Raw genomic sequence first — 18,019 nt, 5'->3', positions numbered from 1 at the left:
TTTATCAGGCTTCAAGCCAGACATATTCCGCGAAGGCGTATCCCATCTGGCCGCCGAGCGGGTTGGCTTCCAGGCCCTTGAGCTTGGCCGTCGTGGCATCGACGTTCGAGATATAGGCCGGAATGATAGTGCCGGCTTCCTGGGCGATCATGCTCTGCATCTCGTTGTAGATCGCTTTGCGCTTCTCTTGATCGAGAGACCCGCGCGCCTCGATCAGCATCTTGTCGAACTTCTCCGACTTGTACTGGCTTTCGTTCCACGGAGCGTCCGAGGTATAGAGCAGGGAGAAGAGGATATCAGGGGTCGGTCGCGGGTTGATATTGCCGAAGTGGATCGGCGCCTTGAGCCAGTAATTGTCCCAGTAACCATCAGATGGCACTCGCTGGACATCGAGCTTCATGCCGATTTCGGCGCCGGCGGCCTGGATGATCATGGCCATGTCGATCGACGAGCTCGCCGCATCGGAAGCGATGATCGGAATGGATTGGCCGAGGACGCCGGCCTTATCGAAGTGGAACTTCGCCTTCTCAGGATCGAAAGCCCGCGCTTTCAGGTTTGCGTCATGATAGAAGTTCGCAGGCGAAACGGGTTGATCGTTGCCGACCTCACCGAGACCGCGCAGCGCCGATTTGACGATCTGTTCGCGGTTGACGAGATACTTCATGCCCTCGATGAAGTCCCGCTTGTTGCCGGGCTCCATATCCAGTCGCATGTTGAGATTGGTATAGTTGCCGGACGTCGTCTTCGACAAGGTGAAGCCGTCGCCCTGGGCCTCGACGAGGCGCATGGAACGGGGATTTATCGCGGCCGCGAGATGGATGTCGCCCGCAAGCAGGGCGTTGACACGGGCATTGTCGTCGCTGATGGCGAAGTATTCGAAGGAATCGACGTTCGGGCCGGATTTCCAGTAATTCTTGTTCTTGATCCCGACCGAACGAACGCCCGGCTCGAAGACTTCCTTGACGAAAGCGCCGGTGCCGTTGGCCTTGGTGAAATCGGTCGTGCCGTCGGAAACGATCATGAAGTGATGCATCGACAGTATGGTCGGCAGGTCGGCGTTCGGGCTGGCGAGCGTGATCTCGACGGTCTGCTTGTCCACGGCCTTGAAGCCGGTCATCTGGGCGGCGATCTTGGCGACCTTCGAGCCGACGGACGGGTCGAGATGGCGCTTCAGCGAGAAAACCACGTCATCGGCGGTCAGCGGCTTGCCGTCATGGAAGGTAACGCCGTTCTTCAGCTTGACCGTCCAGGTCTTCGCATCCTTGGACTCGATCGCTTCGGCGAGCTCCATCTGCGGCGTGCCTGATTTGTCGAGGAAGGTGAGGCGGTTATAGAAGGAGCAGCACCGGACATAGTCGGTAGAGAGCGACGCCTTGGCGGGGTCCAGCGTATCGGCCGTGGAGGACGACCAGCCGGCCGCCTTGAGCGTGCCGCCGGAAACAGGCGTTGCGGCGAGCGCCTTGCCGGCGCGGCCAAGCACGAGCCCGCCGGCTGATATCGCCACGCCGCCCGCGAGCATCATATGCAGCAACTCGCGACGAGTGGCGCCACGACGGATGGCGGTTTCGACCATGGCATCGTCGGATCTGGTCCAGTTGGTGATTTTGTCGTTCATCTCATTCCCCTTTTTTCTTGTGTGGCGGGCTGCCCGTTACGGGCGGGCCCGATCTGCTTTCAAAGTCAGGCGCGCGCGGCGGCCGCGGCATCAGCAAGGCCGGCCATCGAGGTGAAATGGTAATCGGGTTTGGTGAACTCGGCCGGTTCGATCGTGCCGCCGTAACCCTTCTCAGCATGTCGCCGCTCGATCCAGCAATTGGTCAGCCCGAGTTTCCTGGAAATCCCGATATCGTGGTACTGGCTCTGGGCGACATGCAGGATGTCGTCCTTCGAATGTCCTTCCGAGGCGACGTAGTCGAACACCCTCTCGAAGAAGGCGGGATCGGGTTTCTCGGTCCCCGTATCATCCGCCGTGAAGGCGGCATAAAAGGGATTGCCGAGCTCTTTCTCGAAGAAATCGAATGCCCAGCGGCGGGCATTGGTCATCGCAACGAGGCGGTAATCCTTCGCAAGACTGGCCAGCGCTGCGGCGCTGTCTGCGAAACCCTTCCAGCCCTTCGCCGAATCCCGAAGCCGTTCGCCATATTTTTGATCGGCGGGCAAGCCGAGCTTCGGGGCGATCGCCAGGTAGACGCGCACGAGATCGTCGGGAAAGAGGTCGGCATCCTTGGAGTAGCGGGCTGCACGGTAGAGGCCAAGCGCCTGCTCGCCGTCGATTTCAGTTCCCGCCTCGGTCGCGATCTCGGCGAGGCAGGTCTTGAGGCCGCCTTCGAAGTCGATGAGCGTGCCGACAACATCGAAGGTCATATATTTGAATTCCGGAAGGCTCTTGCTCACGTGAATTCCCCAGTGTTCGGCTCCGGTGGGAGCGCGGTTCTCGAAGAAGAAAATTCTGTTCCGCCGGCGGGGTCATTGTCCCGCTCTTATATGGAAGGCCCGCATGTGCCGGGATCCAGGCCTTTCGTTGATTTCAGTGTGTCACCTGCACCGCACCGGATTCGCCGAATAGGCGCCATGAGGCGGCACAAAATACCGAATCTGACCGTTTCGCGGTATTCTCAGGCCCGCAGCGCCCGACGCACATCCGGGTCCTCCAGCGTCTCGTCCAGGGTGATGCGGGTGCGCTCGACGATCGCGTCTATCTCCGTTTCGGTGCAGCAGAGCGGTGGAGCATAGCCAAGCACGCCATTGCCGAAGGCGCGGATGACGAGGCCGTTCTCCCAGGCGCGATCGAAGATGCGGCGGGCGGGTTCGGCGGATGCAGGCAACGGCGTCTTGTTGACTTTGTCGACCACAAGCTCGACGGCGGCGAGCATGCCGCGGCCACGGACGTCGCCCACCAGCGGATGATCCCTCAGCGACTCCAGGCCCTGCATCAGCCGCGCGCCGGCCCTGACGCCGTTTTCGAGAAGGCCGTTTTCGTAGAGCCTCAGGACTTCGAGGCCGACCGCGGCGCTGACGGGATGGGCCGAATAGGTGTAACCATGGCCGACAGCGGCAGCACCCGCACCCTCGGCAATCGTTTCATAGACGTGATCGGCCATGAAGACGGCGCCCATGGGGACGTAGCCGGAGGTCAGGCCCTTGGCGGTCGTCATGAAATCGGGCACGACTTCATCCTCGCTGCAGGCAAACAGCGGGCCGGTGCGGCCAAAGCCGGTGATCACCTCGTCCGCGACGAATAGGATGTCATGCGCGCGGCAGAATTCGCGCATGGCCTTCATCCAGCCTGTCGGCGGCACCAGAACGCCGCCCGAGCCCTGGATCGGCTCGACGTAGAAAGCGGCGACTCGTTCCGGCCCGATCGCCTCCACCTTGCTTTTCAGCGCCGCAAGCGAGGCGTCGATGATCGCCTGCGGATTATCGCCCGCCGGGTTGCGATAGGCGTAGTGAGACGGAATTTTATGCTGCCAGTCGAAGGGAACGCCGAAGCCGGCATGGAAGGCGGGCAGCGCCGTCAAGCCCGCGCCGACCGTCGAGGAGCCATGATAGCCCTGTTCGACCGAGATGAATTGATCGCGCTCAGGCTTTCCACGGGCATTCCAGTAGTAGCGTATGAAGCGGATCGTGCTGTCCACCGCATCGGAGCCGCCAAGGGTGAAATAGACGTGGTTGAGATCGCCCGGCGCACGGTCGGCGAGTTCGCCGGCAAGCCGGATCGCGGGCTCCGAGCCGAGGCCGAAATAGGCCGTCGCATAGGGGAGTTCCCGCATCTGCCGGGCCGCCGCCTCGACGATGCTTTCGTGGCCGTAACCGGCATTGACGCACCAGAGGCCGGCGAAGCCGTCGATCAGTTGCTTGCCCGATGCGTCGGTGACCGTCGCGCCTTTGGCAGAGGCGAGCACGCGCACGCCAAGCTTTTCATGGCCGCGGTAGGAGGCGACCGGATGGATGAGGTGGGCGCGATCGAGTTCGATGAGGGAATTGCTGTACATGGAGATCTCCGGATCAGCCGAGTGCCTGGCTGGCGAGGGCAAAGGTGGTGGCGGTCGGATCGGCGGCGTCGTTGGCCAACGGCTTTCTCATCGTGATTCCGCCGCCGACATGGGCGAACCCCTGTTCGGCGAGCCATGGGGAAAGCCCGGTCTCGGCAGTTGTATCGACCCTGAGGAACCGTCCGGGCCGTCTGGCGATGAAATGTTCGATCAGTGTCTTGGCCTCGCCGAGATCGGCGGCCACCACCGGTCCGATCACTTCGCCGCGGCCGAAAGGACGCAGGCAAGCGAACCCGGAAATGCGGCCGTCGCGGCGAATGACGGCGAATTCGCCGATCCCGGCGATATAGGAGAGCAGCCCTTCACGGTCGGCGCCGAAGGCAAGTCGGTCGAGCCCCGCGATGGCAGCGAGATCGGCGTCGGTAGCCACTTCCGTTTCCATCGGCGCGGCCATTTCTCCGGCAAGGCCCTGGTGCTGCAGCACGGTTCCCGTCTCGCGGAAGCCAAGCTTTTGGTAGAGCGGCAGGCCTGCCGTCGTCGCCACCAGCCTCAGCGGTCGGTCTCCGGCGGTCAGCAATGCGGCGTCCATCAGTCTGCGGCCGAGGCCGCGACCGCGCATCGTCTCGTCGACAATGACCATGTTGATGGTCGCACAATCCCCCTTGTATGGCGTGACGAGCACGGTGCCGACGACCTTGCCGTCCTCGACCGCAACCATCGCTTCGCTCAAGGCGAGCGCCAACTGCCAGTCTTCCGTCCGATGCGGCCAGCCCGCCTGTCGGGAGAGCGCGACGGCGGCTTCCAGATGGTCCGGGCCGAACGGGACGATTTCGATCTGACTTGCTTGCATGGGGGCGTCCTTCATGTCGTGCCCGCCAGTCTGCCGGAGCGCCGGCGGGCAGATCGTCTGAAGGCCATGGTTCAGGCAGTATCTTATGGCTTTGCTATCATCGGCCGCCGCATCTTATGCTAGAATCAACCGATATGCGTCCTATCCAGATCCTGGCGGTGGGTCCTGGCGCTCGACAGTTCATAGACATGCGATGGGCATGTCAGTGCATCATCGCCAGCGCTGCCGTAAAGAAATCTTCGCCTCCGAAGTTCCCCGATTTCAATGCCAGAAGCATGTCGCCCTGCGCATTGCCGACTGTGCGCAGCACCGGCACGCCAGGCGCAATCTCCGGGCCGATCAGAAATGCCGGAATGGCGAGCCTGTCGACCGCCGCGCCTGAGGTTTCGCCGCCGGCGACCACAAGGCGCCGCACGCCTCTCTCCACCAGTTCGGCTGCTATGATCGACGTCGCGGTCTCGATCGCGTGGCCGGAGGCCTCTCGCCCGTATAGCGATTGCAGCCGGGACACGGTTTCAGGCGCAGCACTCGCGGCGATGACGATGGGGCCGGCGGAGATGCGGTCTCCGGCCCAGGAAATCGCCGCGGCGATCTCATCGGGACCGGCAAGCAGCCGTTCCGGGTCGAGCCGCAGGACGGGCATCGACCGTTCGGCGATGGCGAGCTGGTGGAGCGTCGCCTTGGAGCAACTGCCGGCAACGATCGCCGACAGCCCGCCCACAGGGCGAATGGCGTCCGCCGTCGTTGCACCGCCGGACGATATTCGACCAGAGCTGACCAGCGCGCGGGCAAGGCCGAGGCCGAGGCCGGACGCACCGCTGGACACCGGCGTTTTCAACGCGACCTCGCCGAGCGTTTCAAGATCGCGTTCGAAAATCGCATCGGCGATAACAGCAGTGACGCCTGCCGCGCGCAGAGCATCGAGCTTCGCCTTGACGGCGCCGGGTCCGGCCGCGATGGTCGTGAGATCGATCAGTCCGACGGCATTGCGCGATTGTCGGGTGAGAACCCGCACGAGATTGGCGTCATGCATTGGATTGAGGGGGTGATCCTTGAGCGGACTTTCGTTCAGCGGCTGTCCGCCGACGAAGAGATGGCCGAGATAGACGGTGCGTCCCGTTTCCGGAAAGGCGGGTGTCACCAGCACGGAGCCGCCGCCGGCCGCCTCGCTCAAGGCCTCGGTGACGGGACCGATATTGCCGGCATCGGTGGAATCGAAGGTCGAGCAGATCTTGTAAAGCACATGGCCGGCGCCCCGCTGGCGCAGCCATCGCTCGGCGCTTGCCGCCGCCGCCACGGCGTCCGAGGCCGGGACGGAGCGGATCTTCAGGGAAACGACCACAGCGTCGACATCCGGCAGGGCGAGCGACGGATCGGGGATGCCGACCGTCTGCACCGTGCGCAGACCGTTCTTCGTCAGCGTGTTGGCGAGGTCGGAAGCGCCGGTATAGTCGTCAGCGATTGATCCGAGCAAAATAGCCATCGTCTAGCTCCGTGCAAAAGGTTTGAACCAGCCAAGACCGTCCAATGTGCGGCCGCGCGGGATGTATTCGCAGCCGATGAAACCGTCGTAATCCAGGCGGTCGATTTCGCCGAACAGATAGGGATAGTTCAGTTCCTCCCCGTCCGGCTCGTTGCGTGACGGCACGCTGGCGATCTGGATATGGCCGGTGATCGGCAGCAGGCGTCGCAACGCCATAGTGACGTCGCCATGGATGATCTGGCGGTGATAGATGTCGAACTGGAGCTTCAGGTTCGGCAGGCCGCATTCGGCAATCAGCCGCTCGGCCGCGGCGAAGTCGTTGAGGAAATATCCGGGCATGTTGCGCCCGTTGATCGGCTCGAGCAGGAGATCGATGCCCTTTTCCGCAAGCCGCCCGGCAGCGTAGGTGACGGAGCGCCGATAAGAGGAGGCGGCGTCTTGGTCATGAGGGTCGGCGATGCCTGCCATCAGATGCAACCGCCTGACGCCGGTCGCCGCCGCATAGTCCAGGGCCCGCTCGACATCCGCTTTCAGCGCATCGAACCGTCCGGGAAGAGCCGCGATGCCACGCTCGCCTGCTGCCCAGTCGCCCGGCGGCAGGTTGAACAATGCCTGCTGCAGATTGTTGCGGGCAAGCCGTTCGGCAATCGCCTCCGGCGTGGCTTCGTAGGGAAAGAGGTATTCGACGGCGGCAAAGCCGGCTTCGGCTGCGGCGTCGAAGCGGTCGAGGAACGCCCATTCGTTGAACATCATCGTCAGGTTGGCGGCGAAAACCGGCATGTCTAGCGTTCCTTTTACAGGCTCTGCGGCTCTTTGGTGGAGCTGGGTAATTCAGCGCCGGAAAGCTCGGCATAGAGCCGCGCGAGCGAGGAATCGTCGTCACGGCCCATGCCCGCCCCGGAGGCGGCCAGATACATCTGCAAGGCGGCTGCCGCGAGCGGTACGGGATAACGCTCGGAGCGGGCCATGTCCTGGACGATACCGAGATCCTTGACGAAAATCTCGATGCTGCTGAGCGGCGTATAGTCTCCGGCCAACACATGCGGCACGCGGTTTTCGAACATCCAGGAATTGCCGGCCGAAGCGGTGATCACCTCATAGACCTTGTCGAGGTCGAGGCCCTGCTTGGCGGCAAAGGTTATGGCCTCACAGGCGGCGGCGATGTGCACGCCGGCGAGAAGCTGGTTGATCATCTTGAAGGCCGCGCCTTTTCCGGCCTCGTCGCCAAGCTCGTAGACCTTGCCGGCCATGGCGTCGAGACCCGGGCGTGCCGTGTCGAAGGCCTGGATGGAGCCGGACGCCATGATCGTCAGTTCACCACGCGCCGCCTTGGCCGCGCCGCCTGAAATCGGCGCGTCGAGATAATGCAGGCCGAGAGCCTCCGCCCGCTGTGCCAGATCGCGTGCGACCGCGGGATCCATGGTGGCCGACGAGATGAAGACGGCGCCGGGCTTCATCGCACGTGCGACACCTTCGGGCCCGAACAGCACCGCCTCGGTCTGCGCGCCGTTGACGACCACGGAGACGACGATGTCGGCGTCCTTTGCCGCAGCGGCAGGGGTTGACGCGCCACGTCCACCGTCGGCGATGAAGCGGTCCACCGCCGCCGGCGTGATGTCATATCCTACGACGTCGAGACCTGCGCGCTTCATCGACTGGGCCATTCCAAGCCCCATGGAACCAAGACCGATGACGGCTGCGACAACGGCCGAGCCCGAGTTTTCAGCAAGCGGTGGCATGAGGAGGTTCTCCAGTCTTGTGAGGAAAGGTCTGCGCCCCTCCGGGTGCTATCCCGGAGGGGCTGTGGTTTAGCGATTGACGGTTTTCGCAGGAACCGTCAACACGGCCAGCGAACCAACGACCAAGGCAGCCGCCAGCAGATACATGCCGGCGCTGTTGGTGCCCGTGAAGTCTTTGAGATAGCCTACCAGAAACGGCCCGAGAAACCCGGCGAGGTTGCCGACCGAATTGATCCAGGCAATGCCGGCCGCAGCGCCCGTGCCGGCGAGGAAAGCCGTCGGAAGCGACCAGAATAGCGGCGCGCAACTGATGGCGCCGGCAGCAGCCAGCGAGAGGCAGACAATCGAGACTGTCGTGCTCGTCGCCATCGTCGCCGCAACGAAACCACCGGCGGCGATGAGGGCCGGGACGACCAGGTGCCAGCGGCGTTCGCGCAGCCTGTCGGCGGAACGTCCGAGCGCCAGCATGGCAACGAATGTGCAGATATAGGGGATCGCGGAAATCAGGCCGATATTGAGGTTTCCGCTGACGCCCGAGGCCTTGACGATGGTCGGCATCCAGAAATTCAGGCCATATTGCCCGAGCACGAAGCAGAAATAGATCAGGCACATCAGCCAGACGCGACGGTCGGTCAGCGTTGCGCCGATGCTGTGTGGGCTTGCGGTCTTGGCCCGGTTCTCCGCCTCGATATTGGCCGTCAGCACGCCTTTTTCCTCATCGTTCAGCCATTTCGCGCCCTGGATCGTATCATCAAGGTAGAACAACGTCGCAACGCCGAAAAGAATGGCCGGAATGGCTTCGATCAGGAACATCCACTGCCAGCCGGAAAGTCCGTGCGTGCCGTGAAAACTGTCCATCAGGAGACCCGAAAGCGGATTGCCGAAAATGGCGGAGATCGGGATCGCCGACATGAAGGTGGTGATAATCCTGGCGCGGCGATGGGCCGGATACCACGCGGTCAGATAGAGAATGATGCCGGGGAAAAATCCGGCTTCGGCAACGCCCAGCAGGAAACGCAGGACATGGAAGACGGTTTCCGAAGAGGTGAACATGAAAGCGGCCGAAATGACGCCCCAGGTGAGCATGATGCGGGCGATCCACACCCGTGCGCCAACCTTGTTCATGATGATGTTGCTCGGCACTTCAAACAGAAAATAGCCGATGAAGAAAATGCCGGCGCCGATGCCATAGGCGGCTTCCGAGAGGCCGAGCTCGCTCGACATCTGCAGCTTGGCGAAGCCGACATTGACGCGGTCGAGATAGGCGACCACGTAGCACAGCATCAAAAAGGGTACGATGCGCCAGAATACCTTGCCATAGGCACGGTCTTCGAGCGTCTGAGCGGGATGTGCGCCAACGACTGGCGCTTGCGTCTGCAGCGTCATGATTTTCTCCTCCGATTGTTGCCGCGGTCTCCTGTCGATCCTCCCGCGGCACGCCGAGCCATTTGTGGCAGCGCTGCCATTTTCATTAATTCATTTTGGCAGCGCTGCCAACAGCAAATTGGTAGCGCTGCCAAAAAAACCTTGCTTCTTGGCGGGAGCGGTGAAAAATGGTGGCAACGCGGTGCTCATCGGGCGGGCAGGCCGGATAACCACCTCAACAGTCGGGTTCAAACGTAACGATGGAATTCAAACATCAACCGACGGTAACGCTTGCCGAGGTCGCGGAAGCGGCCGGTGTTGGCGAGAGCACGGTGTCGCGCGTGCTGCGCAACCACGGTTCGTTTTCCGGCAAGACGCGCGAGCGGGTGATGGCCGCGGTCGAGCGGCTGGGCTATGTGCCGAACCGGATCGCGGGAACGCTTGCCTCCACCGGTTCGCGTCTTGTCGCCTTCGTCATTCCCTCGCTGTCCAACATCGTCTTCCCCGATGTGCTGCGCGGTGCCAGCGCCGTTCTGGAGGAAAACCGGTATCAGGCGGTATTCTCCGTGACCGACTATGATCCGGGCAAGGAGGAAGCGCTCGCCGCCGCGATGCTTGCCTGGCGGCCGGCGGCGGTCATGCTGGCAGGGTACGAGCATACTGAGGGTACGGTGAAGATGCTGCGCGCCAGCGGGTGTCGGATCGTCGAACTGCTCGATCTGGACGGCGATGCTCTCGATATCGCCGTCGGCTTCTCGAACCGCGCGGCCGGACGGGAGAGCGCTGCCTTCCTGCTCAAGCGGGGTTATCGCCGGATCGGCTATGTCGGTCACGACCTGAACCGCGATACCCGTGCCGGCAAGCGGTTTTCCAGCTTTTGCGAAACGCTCGAAGCGCATGACGCCCCTCTCGTCGGCCGTGAAATTCTCGCAGGCGCTTCATCCGTGGAAAACGGCAGGTTGGGGCTGGAGCGGTTGCTTGCCCGCACGACCGATCTCGATGCGGTTTATTTCTCCAACGACGACATGGCGCTGGGCGGCTATTTTCACTGTCTGGCTCAAGGGATCGCGATCCCCTCGAAGCTTGCCATTTTCGGCTATAACGGCCTCGATATCGGCCGGGCAACACCGCAACCCTTGTCGACCATCCGAACGCCGCGCGTGGCGACGGGGCAGATAGCCGCGCAGCTGGTCGTCGCTAATGCGCCACCGCAGGCCGTCGATCTCGGCTTTGAACTGATCGAAGGGGCAACTGCGTAATATTGGAGGAACTGTCATGTCCGAAGCGCGCCTGCGTGAGGAAATCTGCCGATACGGCCGCTCGCTGTTCGAGCGTGGGCTGACGCCCGGTTCGTCGGGCAACATATCGTTGCGGCTGGAGGACGGTGGCTGGCTGGTCACGCCGACCAACGCCTCGCTCGGCTTTCTCGACCCGGCACGGATTTCCAGGCTCGATGCTGAAGGCCGGCTCCTGTCCGGCGACAAGCCGACCAAGGAGATCCCGCTGCACACCGCCCTCTACGATACGCGCGGCAGCGCCCGCGCCATCGTCCATCTTCACTCCACCCATGCGGTGGCACTGACCATGCTGCCGGAAATCGATCCGCGCGCCGCCCTGCCGCCGATGACGCCATATTATCTCATGCGCGCCGGCGAAACCGCGCTGGTGCCCTATTATCGTCCCGGCGATCCTGATGTGGCCGACGCCATCCGCGGGCTGGCGGGCAAGTATTCGTCGGTGCTTCTGGCCAATCACGGACCTGTTGTTGCCGGCGACAGCCTGGAGGCGGCGGTCTTTGCGACCGAGGAACTGGAGGAAACGGCGAAGCTCTATCTGCTGTTGCGCAACCTCAATCCCCGTTTTCTCAGTCCGGCGCAGGTGGCCGATCTCGTCAACACCTTCGGCCTCGACCTCCCGTCGCATCACGATCACGATCACGACGGCGATTGAAGGCGTCACTCCGCTGGCCGTTGACCGCGGGTGAAAGCGCGCAACCTTCCGCCAAACCCAGCTTTCGATACGATAGATTCTGCTTCCGATGCCGCCAATTCAGGCGAGCTGTGGGTGAAGCGGTGCCTATGATTGTGACACGTCCCCAGTTCCGATCGCTCAAGGATACGCAGATGACGACGTTCCGTCCGAAATACATCACCTTCGACTGCTACGGCACGCTGACCAACTTTCAGATGGCGGAAGCGGCGCGCGACCTCTACGGCGAAGAGCTCGACGAGCGGCGCATGGCGGAGTTCATCAAGAATTTCGCCGCCTATCGGCTCGACGAGATCCTGGGCGACTGGAAACCCTATGCCGAGGTGGTGCACAATTCGCTCGAGCGGACATGCAAGCGCAACGGCGTGACATTTCGCGATGAAGCCGCCCGGATGATCTATGAGCGGGTCCCAACCTGGGGGCCGCATTCGGATGTCCCGGCCGGTCTCGCCAAGGTCGCCAAGGAAATCCCTTTGGTCATCCTCTCCAACGCCATGAATTCGCAGATCATGTCGAACGTCGAAAAACTGGGCGCGCCCTTCCATGCGGTCTATACCGCCGAGCAGGCGCAGTCCTATAAGCCACGCTTCAAGGGCTTTGAATACATGCTCGATATGCTGGGCTGCGGGCCGGAAGACGTGCTGCATTGCTCGTCCTCCTTCCGCTACGACCTGATGTCGGCCCACGATCTCGGCATCAAGAACAAGGTTTGGGTCAATCGCGGCCATGAGCCTGCCAACCCCTATTACGGTTATGTCGAAATTCCTGACATCTCCGGCCTGCCTGGCGTCGTCGGGCTCTGACGGAGACACGCGGATGCAGTTCGAATCCTACTGGCACGACACGGCTCCAGCCTTTGCCGGCGGCGCACAAGGCCCCGTCGAAGGACATTACGACGTCGCCATCATCGGCGCCGGCTTTACCGGGCTTGCCGCGGCGCGCCAGCTTGCAAAGGCCGGCGTCAAGGTCGTGGTGCTGGAAGCCGAACGGGTCGGCTGGGGAGCGTCGGGGCGCAATGGCGGCCACCTCAACAACGGGCTCGCCCACAGTTTCCTGTCCGCCAAGTCCGCACTCGGCGTGGAGCGGGCCGTCGCCCTCTACAAGGCGTTCGACGATTCCATCGACACGATCGAGGCGATCATTGCCGAAGAGGGAATCGACTGCAATTTCCGCCGCGCCGGCAAGCTGAAGCTCGCTTCCAAGCCGCAGCATTTCGATGCCATTGCCCGCAATTTCGAGGCTGTTCACAGAGAAGTCGATCCGGACACGGCACTTCTGACCGCGAGTGACCTGAAAAGCGAGGTCTGCTCGCCCTTCCATGGCGCCATGCTCTCGAAGAAGAGTGCAATGATGCATATGGGCCGTTATGTCGCCGGGCTCGCCACGGCAGCCGCCCGCCACGGCGCCACCATCTTCGAAGGGGCGGCGGTGAGCGCACACCGGCAGGGCAATGGTCGCCACAGCCTGACGACCGCACGGGGCACCGTCACAGCAGACCACGTGCTGGTCGCGACAGGCGCCTATACGCCGTCGCTCTTTAACTATTTCCGCCGCCGGATCGTTTCCGTCGGCAGCTTCCTGATCGCCACCCGTCCGCTGACCGACGCCGAAATCGCCGCTACGATGCCCGGCAACCGCACCTGTGTCACGTCGATGAACATCGGCAACTATTTCCGGCTGTCGCCCGACAAGCGGCTGATCTTCGGCGGTCGCGCCCGGTTTTCCGCGACGTCGGATCAACGATCGGACGCAAGGAGCGGCGATATTCTGCGCGCCAGCCTTGCTGAAATCTTCCCGCAGCTTGCCGGCGTCGAAATCGACTATTGCTGGGGCGGGCTCGTCGATATGACCAAGGACCGCTATCCCCGCGCCGGCTATGTCGATGGTGTCTGGTATGCCATGGGCTATTCCGGCCACGGCGCCCAACTCTCCACCCATCTCGGCATGATCATGGCCGACGCCATCCTTGGCAAGGCCGACCGTAACCCGATCAAGGGGCTCGACTGGCCCGCCGTCCCCGGCCATTTCGGAAAACCTTGGTTCCTGCCGCTGGTGGGCTTGTACTACAAGACACTCGACCGGTTTCAGTAAAGCATCAGCGAGTACGAAAAAGGGCGCCGAGGATGAGTCCACGGCGCCCATTTTCTTTTGCTCTACCGCTGGTCAGTTGAGCCCCCCGATGTGGAAGCTCTTCATTTCCAGATATTCGTCGATGCCGCACTGCGCGCCTTCACGGCCGAGGCCGGACTGCTTGACGCCGCCGAAGGGAGCGACCTCGGTCGAAATGGCCCCTGTGTTCAGGCCGACCATGCCGAATTCGAGCGCTTCGGCGACACGCCAGGAGCGTTTCAGGCTTTCGGTATAGAAATAGGCGGCAAGGCCGAAGGGCGTGGCGTTGGCAATGCGGATCGCCTCTTCCTCGTTGTCGAAACGAAAAAGCGGGGCAACGGGGCCGAAGGTCTCTTCGCTGGCAAGCTGCATCTCGGTCGTCGCACCGCCGAGCACCATCGGCACCGCATATTGATCGCCTTCAGGCACGGAACCCGCGGTGGCGAGGATCCTTGCTCCCTTTTCCACCGCATCGTCGACATGACGCTTGATCTTCTCGATCGCCGCCTTGTTGATCATCGGCCCGATATCCGTACCGGCATCCGTGCCGGCCCCGACCTTCATGGCCGATACGCGTGCGGAAAGTTTGGCGGCGAAGGCCTCATAGACACCGGACTGGACGAGAAGGCGGTTGGCGCAAACGCAGGTCTGCCCGCCATTGCGGAATTTCGATGCGATTGCGCCTTCCACGGCAAGATCGAGATCGGCGTCGTCGAAGACGATGAAGGGCGCGTTGCCGCCGAGTTCGAGGCTGAGCCGCTTGACGCTGTCGGCCGCGCCGCGCATCAGCAGAGAGCCGACGCGGGTCGAGCCGGTGAAAGAGATCTTGCGGACGGTCTGGTTGGCCATCAGCTCGTCGCCGATCGCAGCCGGCATGCCGGTGACGATATTGATGACGCCCTTCGGGATGCCGGCGCGTTCCGCCAGCACGCCAAGTGCCAGCGCCGAATAGGGAGTCAGGTCCGATGGCTTGATGACGACGGTGCAGCCTGCGGCGAGTGCCGGCCCGACCTTGCGGGTAATCATCGCATTCGGAAAATTCCACGGCGTGATGATCGCCGACACGCCGACAGGCTCCTTCAGAACGACGATCCGCCGGTCCGTCGTCGGCGAGGGAATGGTCGTTCCACCGATGCGGCGCGCCTCCTCGGAAAACCATTTGATGAACGAGGCGCCATAGCGGATTTCGCCGCGCGCTTCCGTCAGTGGCTTGCCCTGCTCGCGGGTGAGGATCAGCGCCAGATCCTCGATATTGTCGAGCATCAGATCGTGCCAGGCTTCCAGCAATGCGCCACGCTCGGCATTGGTCTTTGCGCGCCATGGACCAAAGGCTTTCTCCGCCGCGGCGATTGCCTCCCTCGTATCGGCTCCGTCCATGTCGGGCACTGTGCCCAGCACATGCTGCGTCGCCGGGTCGATCACCTCGATCGTGCGCCCGGCTGCGGCCCCGCGCCATTCTCCATCGATCAGCCCTTGCTCACGAAACAGGCCGCTATCCCTTAATCTGTTCATTCTGTTCTCCATTGATCAGCCCCATTGATCAGCCAAGTGCCGAAAGCACCGATGCCGTGATCGCGTCCGTCTTGTCCTTGCCGGGAATTGCGCCGATGCCGCGTGCCGTCGTCGCCTCGATTGCGGCCATCACCCTTGCGGCGGCAGCCGCTTCTCCCAAATGCTCGAGCATCATCGCGCCCGACCAGATGGCGGCGATCGGATTGGCGATGCCGAGATGAGCGATATCGGGCGCGGAGCCGTGGACCGGTTCGAACATCGATGGCGCCGAGCGATCGGGATTGATATTGGCGGAGGCTGCAAAGCCGAGCCCCCCCTGGATGGCAGCGCCGAGGTCGGTCAGGATATCGCCGAACAGGTTGGAGGCGACCACGACGTCGAGACTATCAGGCGCCATGACCATGCGGGCGGCCATGGCGTCGATATGGTAGCTGGTCACCTCGACATCGGGATATTCCGCAGAAAGCTTCTGGGTGATCTCGTCCCAGAAGACCATCGAATATTTCTGGGCGTTGGACTTCGTCACCGAGGCAAGCTTGCCGCTGCGCGCACGCGCCTGCTCAAAGCCGAAACGCAGGATGCGCTCAACCCCCTTGCGGGTGAAAATCGAAGTCTCGACCGCTACCTCATTATCGGCGCCCTGGTGGACGCGGCCACCGGCGCCGGAATATTCGCCCTCGGTATTTTCACGAATGCAGAGGATGTCGAAGCCGTCAGACCGCAACGGCCCCTGCACACCCGGCAGCAGCCGGTGCGGGCGGATATTGGCATATTGCACGAAAGCCTTGCGGATCGGCAGCAGAAGTCCGTGCAGCGACACGGAATCCGGTACCTTGCGAGGCCAGCCGACGGCACCGAGCAGGATGGCATCGAAGGACCTGAGCGTTTCGATGCCATCGGCGGGCATCATGCTGCCGTTCTCCAGATAGTAGTCGCAGGACCAGGGATAGCTGGTTGCATCAAGAGAAAATCCGTTCGATTGAGCCGCCTTTACGAGCACGGCCCAGGCTGCTGCCGTCACGTCGCGGCCGATGCCGTCTCCGGGCAGAAGGGCGATCTTGTAGGTCTTCATCGCAGGTCCTCACAGGCTGATGAGCACACTCTTGCTCTTGCGGTTGGCGAGATAGGCATCGCGGCCGAGATCCTTGCCGATGCCCGACTGCTTATAGCCGCCGGTCGGCAGGATATGGTCGCGCGAGCGGCCGTAGCGGTTGACCCAGACGGTGCCGGCCTGAAGGCGGCGGGTCACGCGGATGGCACGCGAGAGGTCGCGGGTGAAGAGGCCGGCGGCGAGCCCATAGGCCGGATGGTCGGCGAGCCTCAGCGCTTCCTCCTCGTCATCGAAGGTCTGAATGGTCAGCACCGGTCCGAAGATTTCCTCGAGAACCGCCGGCGATGTTGCCGTCACGCCGGAAATCAGGGTCGGTGCGTAGAAATAGCCCTCGCGGTCGAGGCGGCGGCCACCGGTGAGGCATTCGGCGCCGTCGTCGATAGCGGCGCGGATGATGCCGTCCATGCGGGCGATCTGGCGTTCGGAGATGACGGGCGAATAATCGGTCGCCTCGTCCCAGGTGGGGCCGGGGCGGATGGCCGCCAGCCTGGCCACGAGCGCTGCCGCGAGTTCGTCCGCCACCGTCGCCTCGACGATGAGGCGGGATCCACATACGCAGGCCTGACCGGCGTTGGAGAGAATGCTGCCGGCGATTGCGCCGGCTGCAAGCTGGAGATCGGCATCGGCGAAGACCAGTTGCGGGCTTTTGCCGCCGAGTTCCAGCGTCATCGGCTTGACGCCGGTGCGGGCGATATTGGTCATGATCGCCGAGCCGGCCGCCGTCGAGCCGGTGAAGCTGACTTTGGAGATGCCCGGATGTCCGGTGATGGCATTTCCGGTGGTCGGGCCGTCGCCGAGCACGATGTTGACGAGACCGGCCGGCAGGCCGGCTCGCACCGAAAGTTCGGCGAGATAGAGCGTCGAAAACGGCGTCATTTCCGACGGCTTCAACACCACCGCATTGCCTGCCGCCAGCGCCGGACCGAGCTTCCAGCCGGCCATGGACAAGGGAAAATTCCAGGGTGTGATGGCGCCGACGACGCCATAGGGTTCCGTCATGATCATGCCGAAGTTCGCATCGTCGGTCGGGACGAGGTCGCCGCCTTCCTTGTCGGCGAACTCGGCAAAGAAGCGGATCTGTTCGGCGGTGACGGCGATGTCGCCGGCGACGAGATGACCGATGGGCCGCGTCGAGGAGAGCGCCTCGAGCCTGGCGAGGGTCTCCGCCTCGGCTTCGATCAGGTCCGCCCAGCGCTGCAGCGCCACGGTGCGCTCGCGCGGCCGCATGCCGCCCCAATTGCTCGTCTTCAATGCGGTCCTGGCGGTTTCGACGGCGTGATCGACAAGGGCTTCGTCGGCCAGCGGACAGCCGGCATAAGCCTTGCCGTCGGATGGGCGATGCATGTCGATGACCGCCTCGGCCGGAACCAGCCGCCCGCCAATGAAATGTCCGACGGGCAAGGATATCGTGTTCGGATCGAAGCTGAGTGTCATCGCATGTCCTCGGGATGGGCTGAGGCAAGCCTAACTGGGGAATGCGAGCAGCATGCATCGACCGGTGATGCCGCAGCGGCGAAAAATTGCGTTTTCGCCGATGCGGCAGTCAAATCTACGGCGTCGGCATCACGACACGGTGACGTAGATCTTGCGCACCGTCTCGATCGTCTTCCAGACGCCAACGAAGCCCGGCTTCATGACGAAGCTGTCGCCGGCCTTGTAGACCACCGGTTCGCCGCCTTCCGGCGTGAGTTCGATCAGACCGGAAAGGATGTGGCAGAACTCGAACGTCTCACCCTTGATCGAGCGCGTCTCGCCGGGTGTCGCCTCCCACACGCCGCTATGAACCGTTGACCTGCCACTGAACTTTCATCCAGCGGCGGTTAGAGCCTCGGCGGCTTTGAATACGCCAAATGGCGCGGTGTGAGCAAC

General features: G+C 62.9%; 15 protein-coding genes and 1 pseudogene. 4 read left to right on the top strand and 12 right to left on the bottom strand.

Translation table 11 applies throughout. From position 1 onward, the window contains the following. Positions 1-4: 4 nt before the first annotated feature. The 8 genes from BS629_RS13370 to BS629_RS13335 all read right to left on the bottom strand — a co-directional run bounded on the left by BS629_RS13370 (position 5) and on the right by BS629_RS13335 (position 9,450). Positions 5-1,615, bottom strand: a complete 1,611-nt coding sequence (locus BS629_RS13370; RefSeq protein WP_018245988.1) for an ABC transporter substrate-binding protein — start codon at positions 1,613-1,615, stop codon at positions 5-7. A gap of 65 nt (positions 1,616-1,680) precedes the next feature. Beyond that, positions 1,681-2,394, bottom strand: a complete 714-nt coding sequence (locus BS629_RS13365; RefSeq protein WP_018245987.1) for an HAD-IA family hydrolase — start codon at positions 2,392-2,394, stop codon at positions 1,681-1,683. Between the two features lie 221 nt (positions 2,395-2,615). Further along, entirely contained in the window at positions 2,616-3,992 is a 1,377-nt protein-coding gene (locus BS629_RS13360) for an aspartate aminotransferase family protein (protein ID WP_018245986.1), read from the bottom strand. A 13-nt stretch (positions 3,993-4,005) separates the two neighbouring features. Beyond that, positions 4,006-4,842 (bottom strand): GNAT family N-acetyltransferase, encoded by an 837-nt coding sequence (locus tag BS629_RS13355; RefSeq protein ID WP_018245985.1) that lies wholly within the window; start codon positions 4,840-4,842, stop codon positions 4,006-4,008. Between the two features lie 202 nt (positions 4,843-5,044). Continuing rightward, on the bottom strand, positions 5,045-6,325 hold the full coding sequence (gene otnK / locus BS629_RS13350) for a 3-oxo-tetronate kinase (protein WP_018245984.1): 1,281 nt from the start codon (positions 6,323-6,325) through the stop codon (positions 5,045-5,047). A gap of 3 nt (positions 6,326-6,328) precedes the next feature. Beyond that, positions 6,329-7,105 (bottom strand): 2-oxo-tetronate isomerase, encoded by a 777-nt coding sequence (gene otnI / locus BS629_RS13345; RefSeq protein ID WP_018245983.1) that lies wholly within the window; start codon positions 7,103-7,105, stop codon positions 6,329-6,331. A 14-nt stretch (positions 7,106-7,119) separates the two neighbouring features. Further along, a complete protein-coding gene (gene ltnD / locus BS629_RS13340) occupies positions 7,120-8,064 on the bottom strand; it encodes an L-threonate dehydrogenase (RefSeq protein ID WP_018245982.1) in 945 nt (314 codons plus the stop codon). A gap of 69 nt (positions 8,065-8,133) precedes the next feature. After that, the gene (locus BS629_RS13335) at positions 8,134-9,450 is read right to left on the bottom strand and encodes an MFS transporter (RefSeq protein ID WP_020493442.1); all 1,317 of its coding nucleotides are present in this window, start codon (positions 9,448-9,450) and stop codon (positions 8,134-8,136) included. 239 nt (positions 9,451-9,689) lie between these two features. Here BS629_RS13335 and BS629_RS13330 point away from each other — a divergent pair, with 239 nt between their 5' ends. From BS629_RS13330 to BS629_RS13315, 4 genes are all read left to right on the top strand, one after another. Further along, entirely contained in the window at positions 9,690-10,688 is a 999-nt protein-coding gene (locus BS629_RS13330) for a LacI family DNA-binding transcriptional regulator (protein WP_018245981.1), read from the top strand. 16 nt (positions 10,689-10,704) lie between these two features. Continuing rightward, a complete protein-coding gene (gene otnC / locus BS629_RS13325) occupies positions 10,705-11,379 on the top strand; it encodes a 3-oxo-tetronate 4-phosphate decarboxylase (RefSeq protein ID WP_018245980.1) in 675 nt (224 codons plus the stop codon). Positions 11,380-11,552: 173 nt separating this feature from the next. Then, positions 11,553-12,221: a haloacid dehalogenase type II gene (locus BS629_RS13320; RefSeq protein ID WP_026188726.1), complete on the top strand. Its 669-nt coding sequence runs from the start codon at positions 11,553-11,555 to the stop codon at positions 12,219-12,221. 13 nt (positions 12,222-12,234) lie between these two features. Further along, positions 12,235-13,509 carry an NAD(P)/FAD-dependent oxidoreductase gene (locus BS629_RS13315; RefSeq protein WP_018245978.1) on the top strand — a complete coding sequence of 425 codons (1,275 nt, stop codon included), beginning with the start codon at positions 12,235-12,237 and terminating at the stop codon, positions 13,507-13,509. Positions 13,510-13,581: 72 nt separating this feature from the next. Here the strand turns inward: BS629_RS13315 and BS629_RS13310 are convergent, their stop codons facing one another. From BS629_RS13310 to BS629_RS13295, 4 genes and pseudogenes are all read right to left on the bottom strand, one after another. Next, complete coding sequence (locus tag BS629_RS13310) at positions 13,582-15,039, bottom strand: NAD-dependent succinate-semialdehyde dehydrogenase (RefSeq protein ID WP_018245977.1); 1,458 nt, start codon at positions 15,037-15,039, stop codon at positions 13,582-13,584. A 28-nt stretch (positions 15,040-15,067) separates the two neighbouring features. Then, complete coding sequence (locus BS629_RS13305) at positions 15,068-16,111, bottom strand: tartrate dehydrogenase (protein ID WP_018245976.1); 1,044 nt, start codon at positions 16,109-16,111, stop codon at positions 15,068-15,070. Between the two features lie 9 nt (positions 16,112-16,120). Next, the gene (locus tag BS629_RS13300) at positions 16,121-17,584 is read right to left on the bottom strand and encodes an aldehyde dehydrogenase family protein (RefSeq protein ID WP_018245975.1); all 1,464 of its coding nucleotides are present in this window, start codon (positions 17,582-17,584) and stop codon (positions 16,121-16,123) included. Positions 17,585-17,713: 129 nt separating this feature from the next. Further along, positions 17,714-17,938 (bottom strand): annotated as a pseudogene (locus tag BS629_RS13295) (cupin domain-containing protein); the annotation flags it as partial. Positions 17,939-18,019: the final 81 nt, after the last annotated feature.

This window comes from Rhizobium leguminosarum bv. viciae USDA 2370 (genome assembly GCF_002008365.1).
Taxonomy (GTDB): domain Bacteria; phylum Pseudomonadota; class Alphaproteobacteria; order Rhizobiales; family Rhizobiaceae; genus Rhizobium; species Rhizobium leguminosarum.
The sequence above is the reverse complement of the archived record's forward strand: the minus strand, read 5'-3'. Positions and strand labels throughout refer to the sequence as shown.

Bases quoted from the DNA above. Each gene is read 5' to 3' on its own strand.
- BS629_RS13370 (WP_018245988.1), bottom strand. From the start codon at position 1,615: ATGAACGACAAAATCACCAACTGGACCAGATCCGACGATGCCATGGTC.
- BS629_RS13360 (WP_018245986.1), bottom strand. From the start codon at position 3,992: ATGTACAGCAATTCCCTCATCGAACTCGATCGCGCCCACCTCATCCAT.
- BS629_RS13355 (WP_018245985.1), bottom strand. From the start codon at position 4,842: ATGCAAGCAAGTCAGATCGAAATCGTCCCGTTCGGCCCGGACCATCTG.
- otnK (WP_018245984.1), bottom strand. From the start codon at position 6,325: ATGGCTATTTTGCTCGGATCAATCGCTGACGACTATACCGGCGCTTCC.
- otnI (WP_018245983.1), bottom strand. From the start codon at position 7,105: ATGCCGGTTTTCGCCGCCAACCTGACGATGATGTTCAACGAATGGGCG.
- ltnD (WP_018245982.1), bottom strand. From the start codon at position 8,064: ATGCCACCGCTTGCTGAAAACTCGGGCTCGGCCGTTGTCGCAGCCGTC.
- BS629_RS13335 (WP_020493442.1), bottom strand. From the start codon at position 9,450: ATGACGCTGCAGACGCAAGCGCCAGTCGTTGGCGCACATCCCGCTCAG.
- BS629_RS13330 (WP_018245981.1), top strand. From the start codon at position 9,690: ATGGAATTCAAACATCAACCGACGGTAACGCTTGCCGAGGTCGCGGAA.
- otnC (WP_018245980.1), top strand. From the start codon at position 10,705: ATGTCCGAAGCGCGCCTGCGTGAGGAAATCTGCCGATACGGCCGCTCG.
- BS629_RS13320 (WP_026188726.1), top strand. From the start codon at position 11,553: ATGACGACGTTCCGTCCGAAATACATCACCTTCGACTGCTACGGCACG.
- BS629_RS13315 (WP_018245978.1), top strand. From the start codon at position 12,235: ATGCAGTTCGAATCCTACTGGCACGACACGGCTCCAGCCTTTGCCGGC.
- BS629_RS13310 (WP_018245977.1), bottom strand. From the start codon at position 15,039: ATGAACAGATTAAGGGATAGCGGCCTGTTTCGTGAGCAAGGGCTGATC.
- BS629_RS13305 (WP_018245976.1), bottom strand. From the start codon at position 16,111: ATGAAGACCTACAAGATCGCCCTTCTGCCCGGAGACGGCATCGGCCGC.
- BS629_RS13300 (WP_018245975.1), bottom strand. From the start codon at position 17,584: ATGACACTCAGCTTCGATCCGAACACGATATCCTTGCCCGTCGGACAT.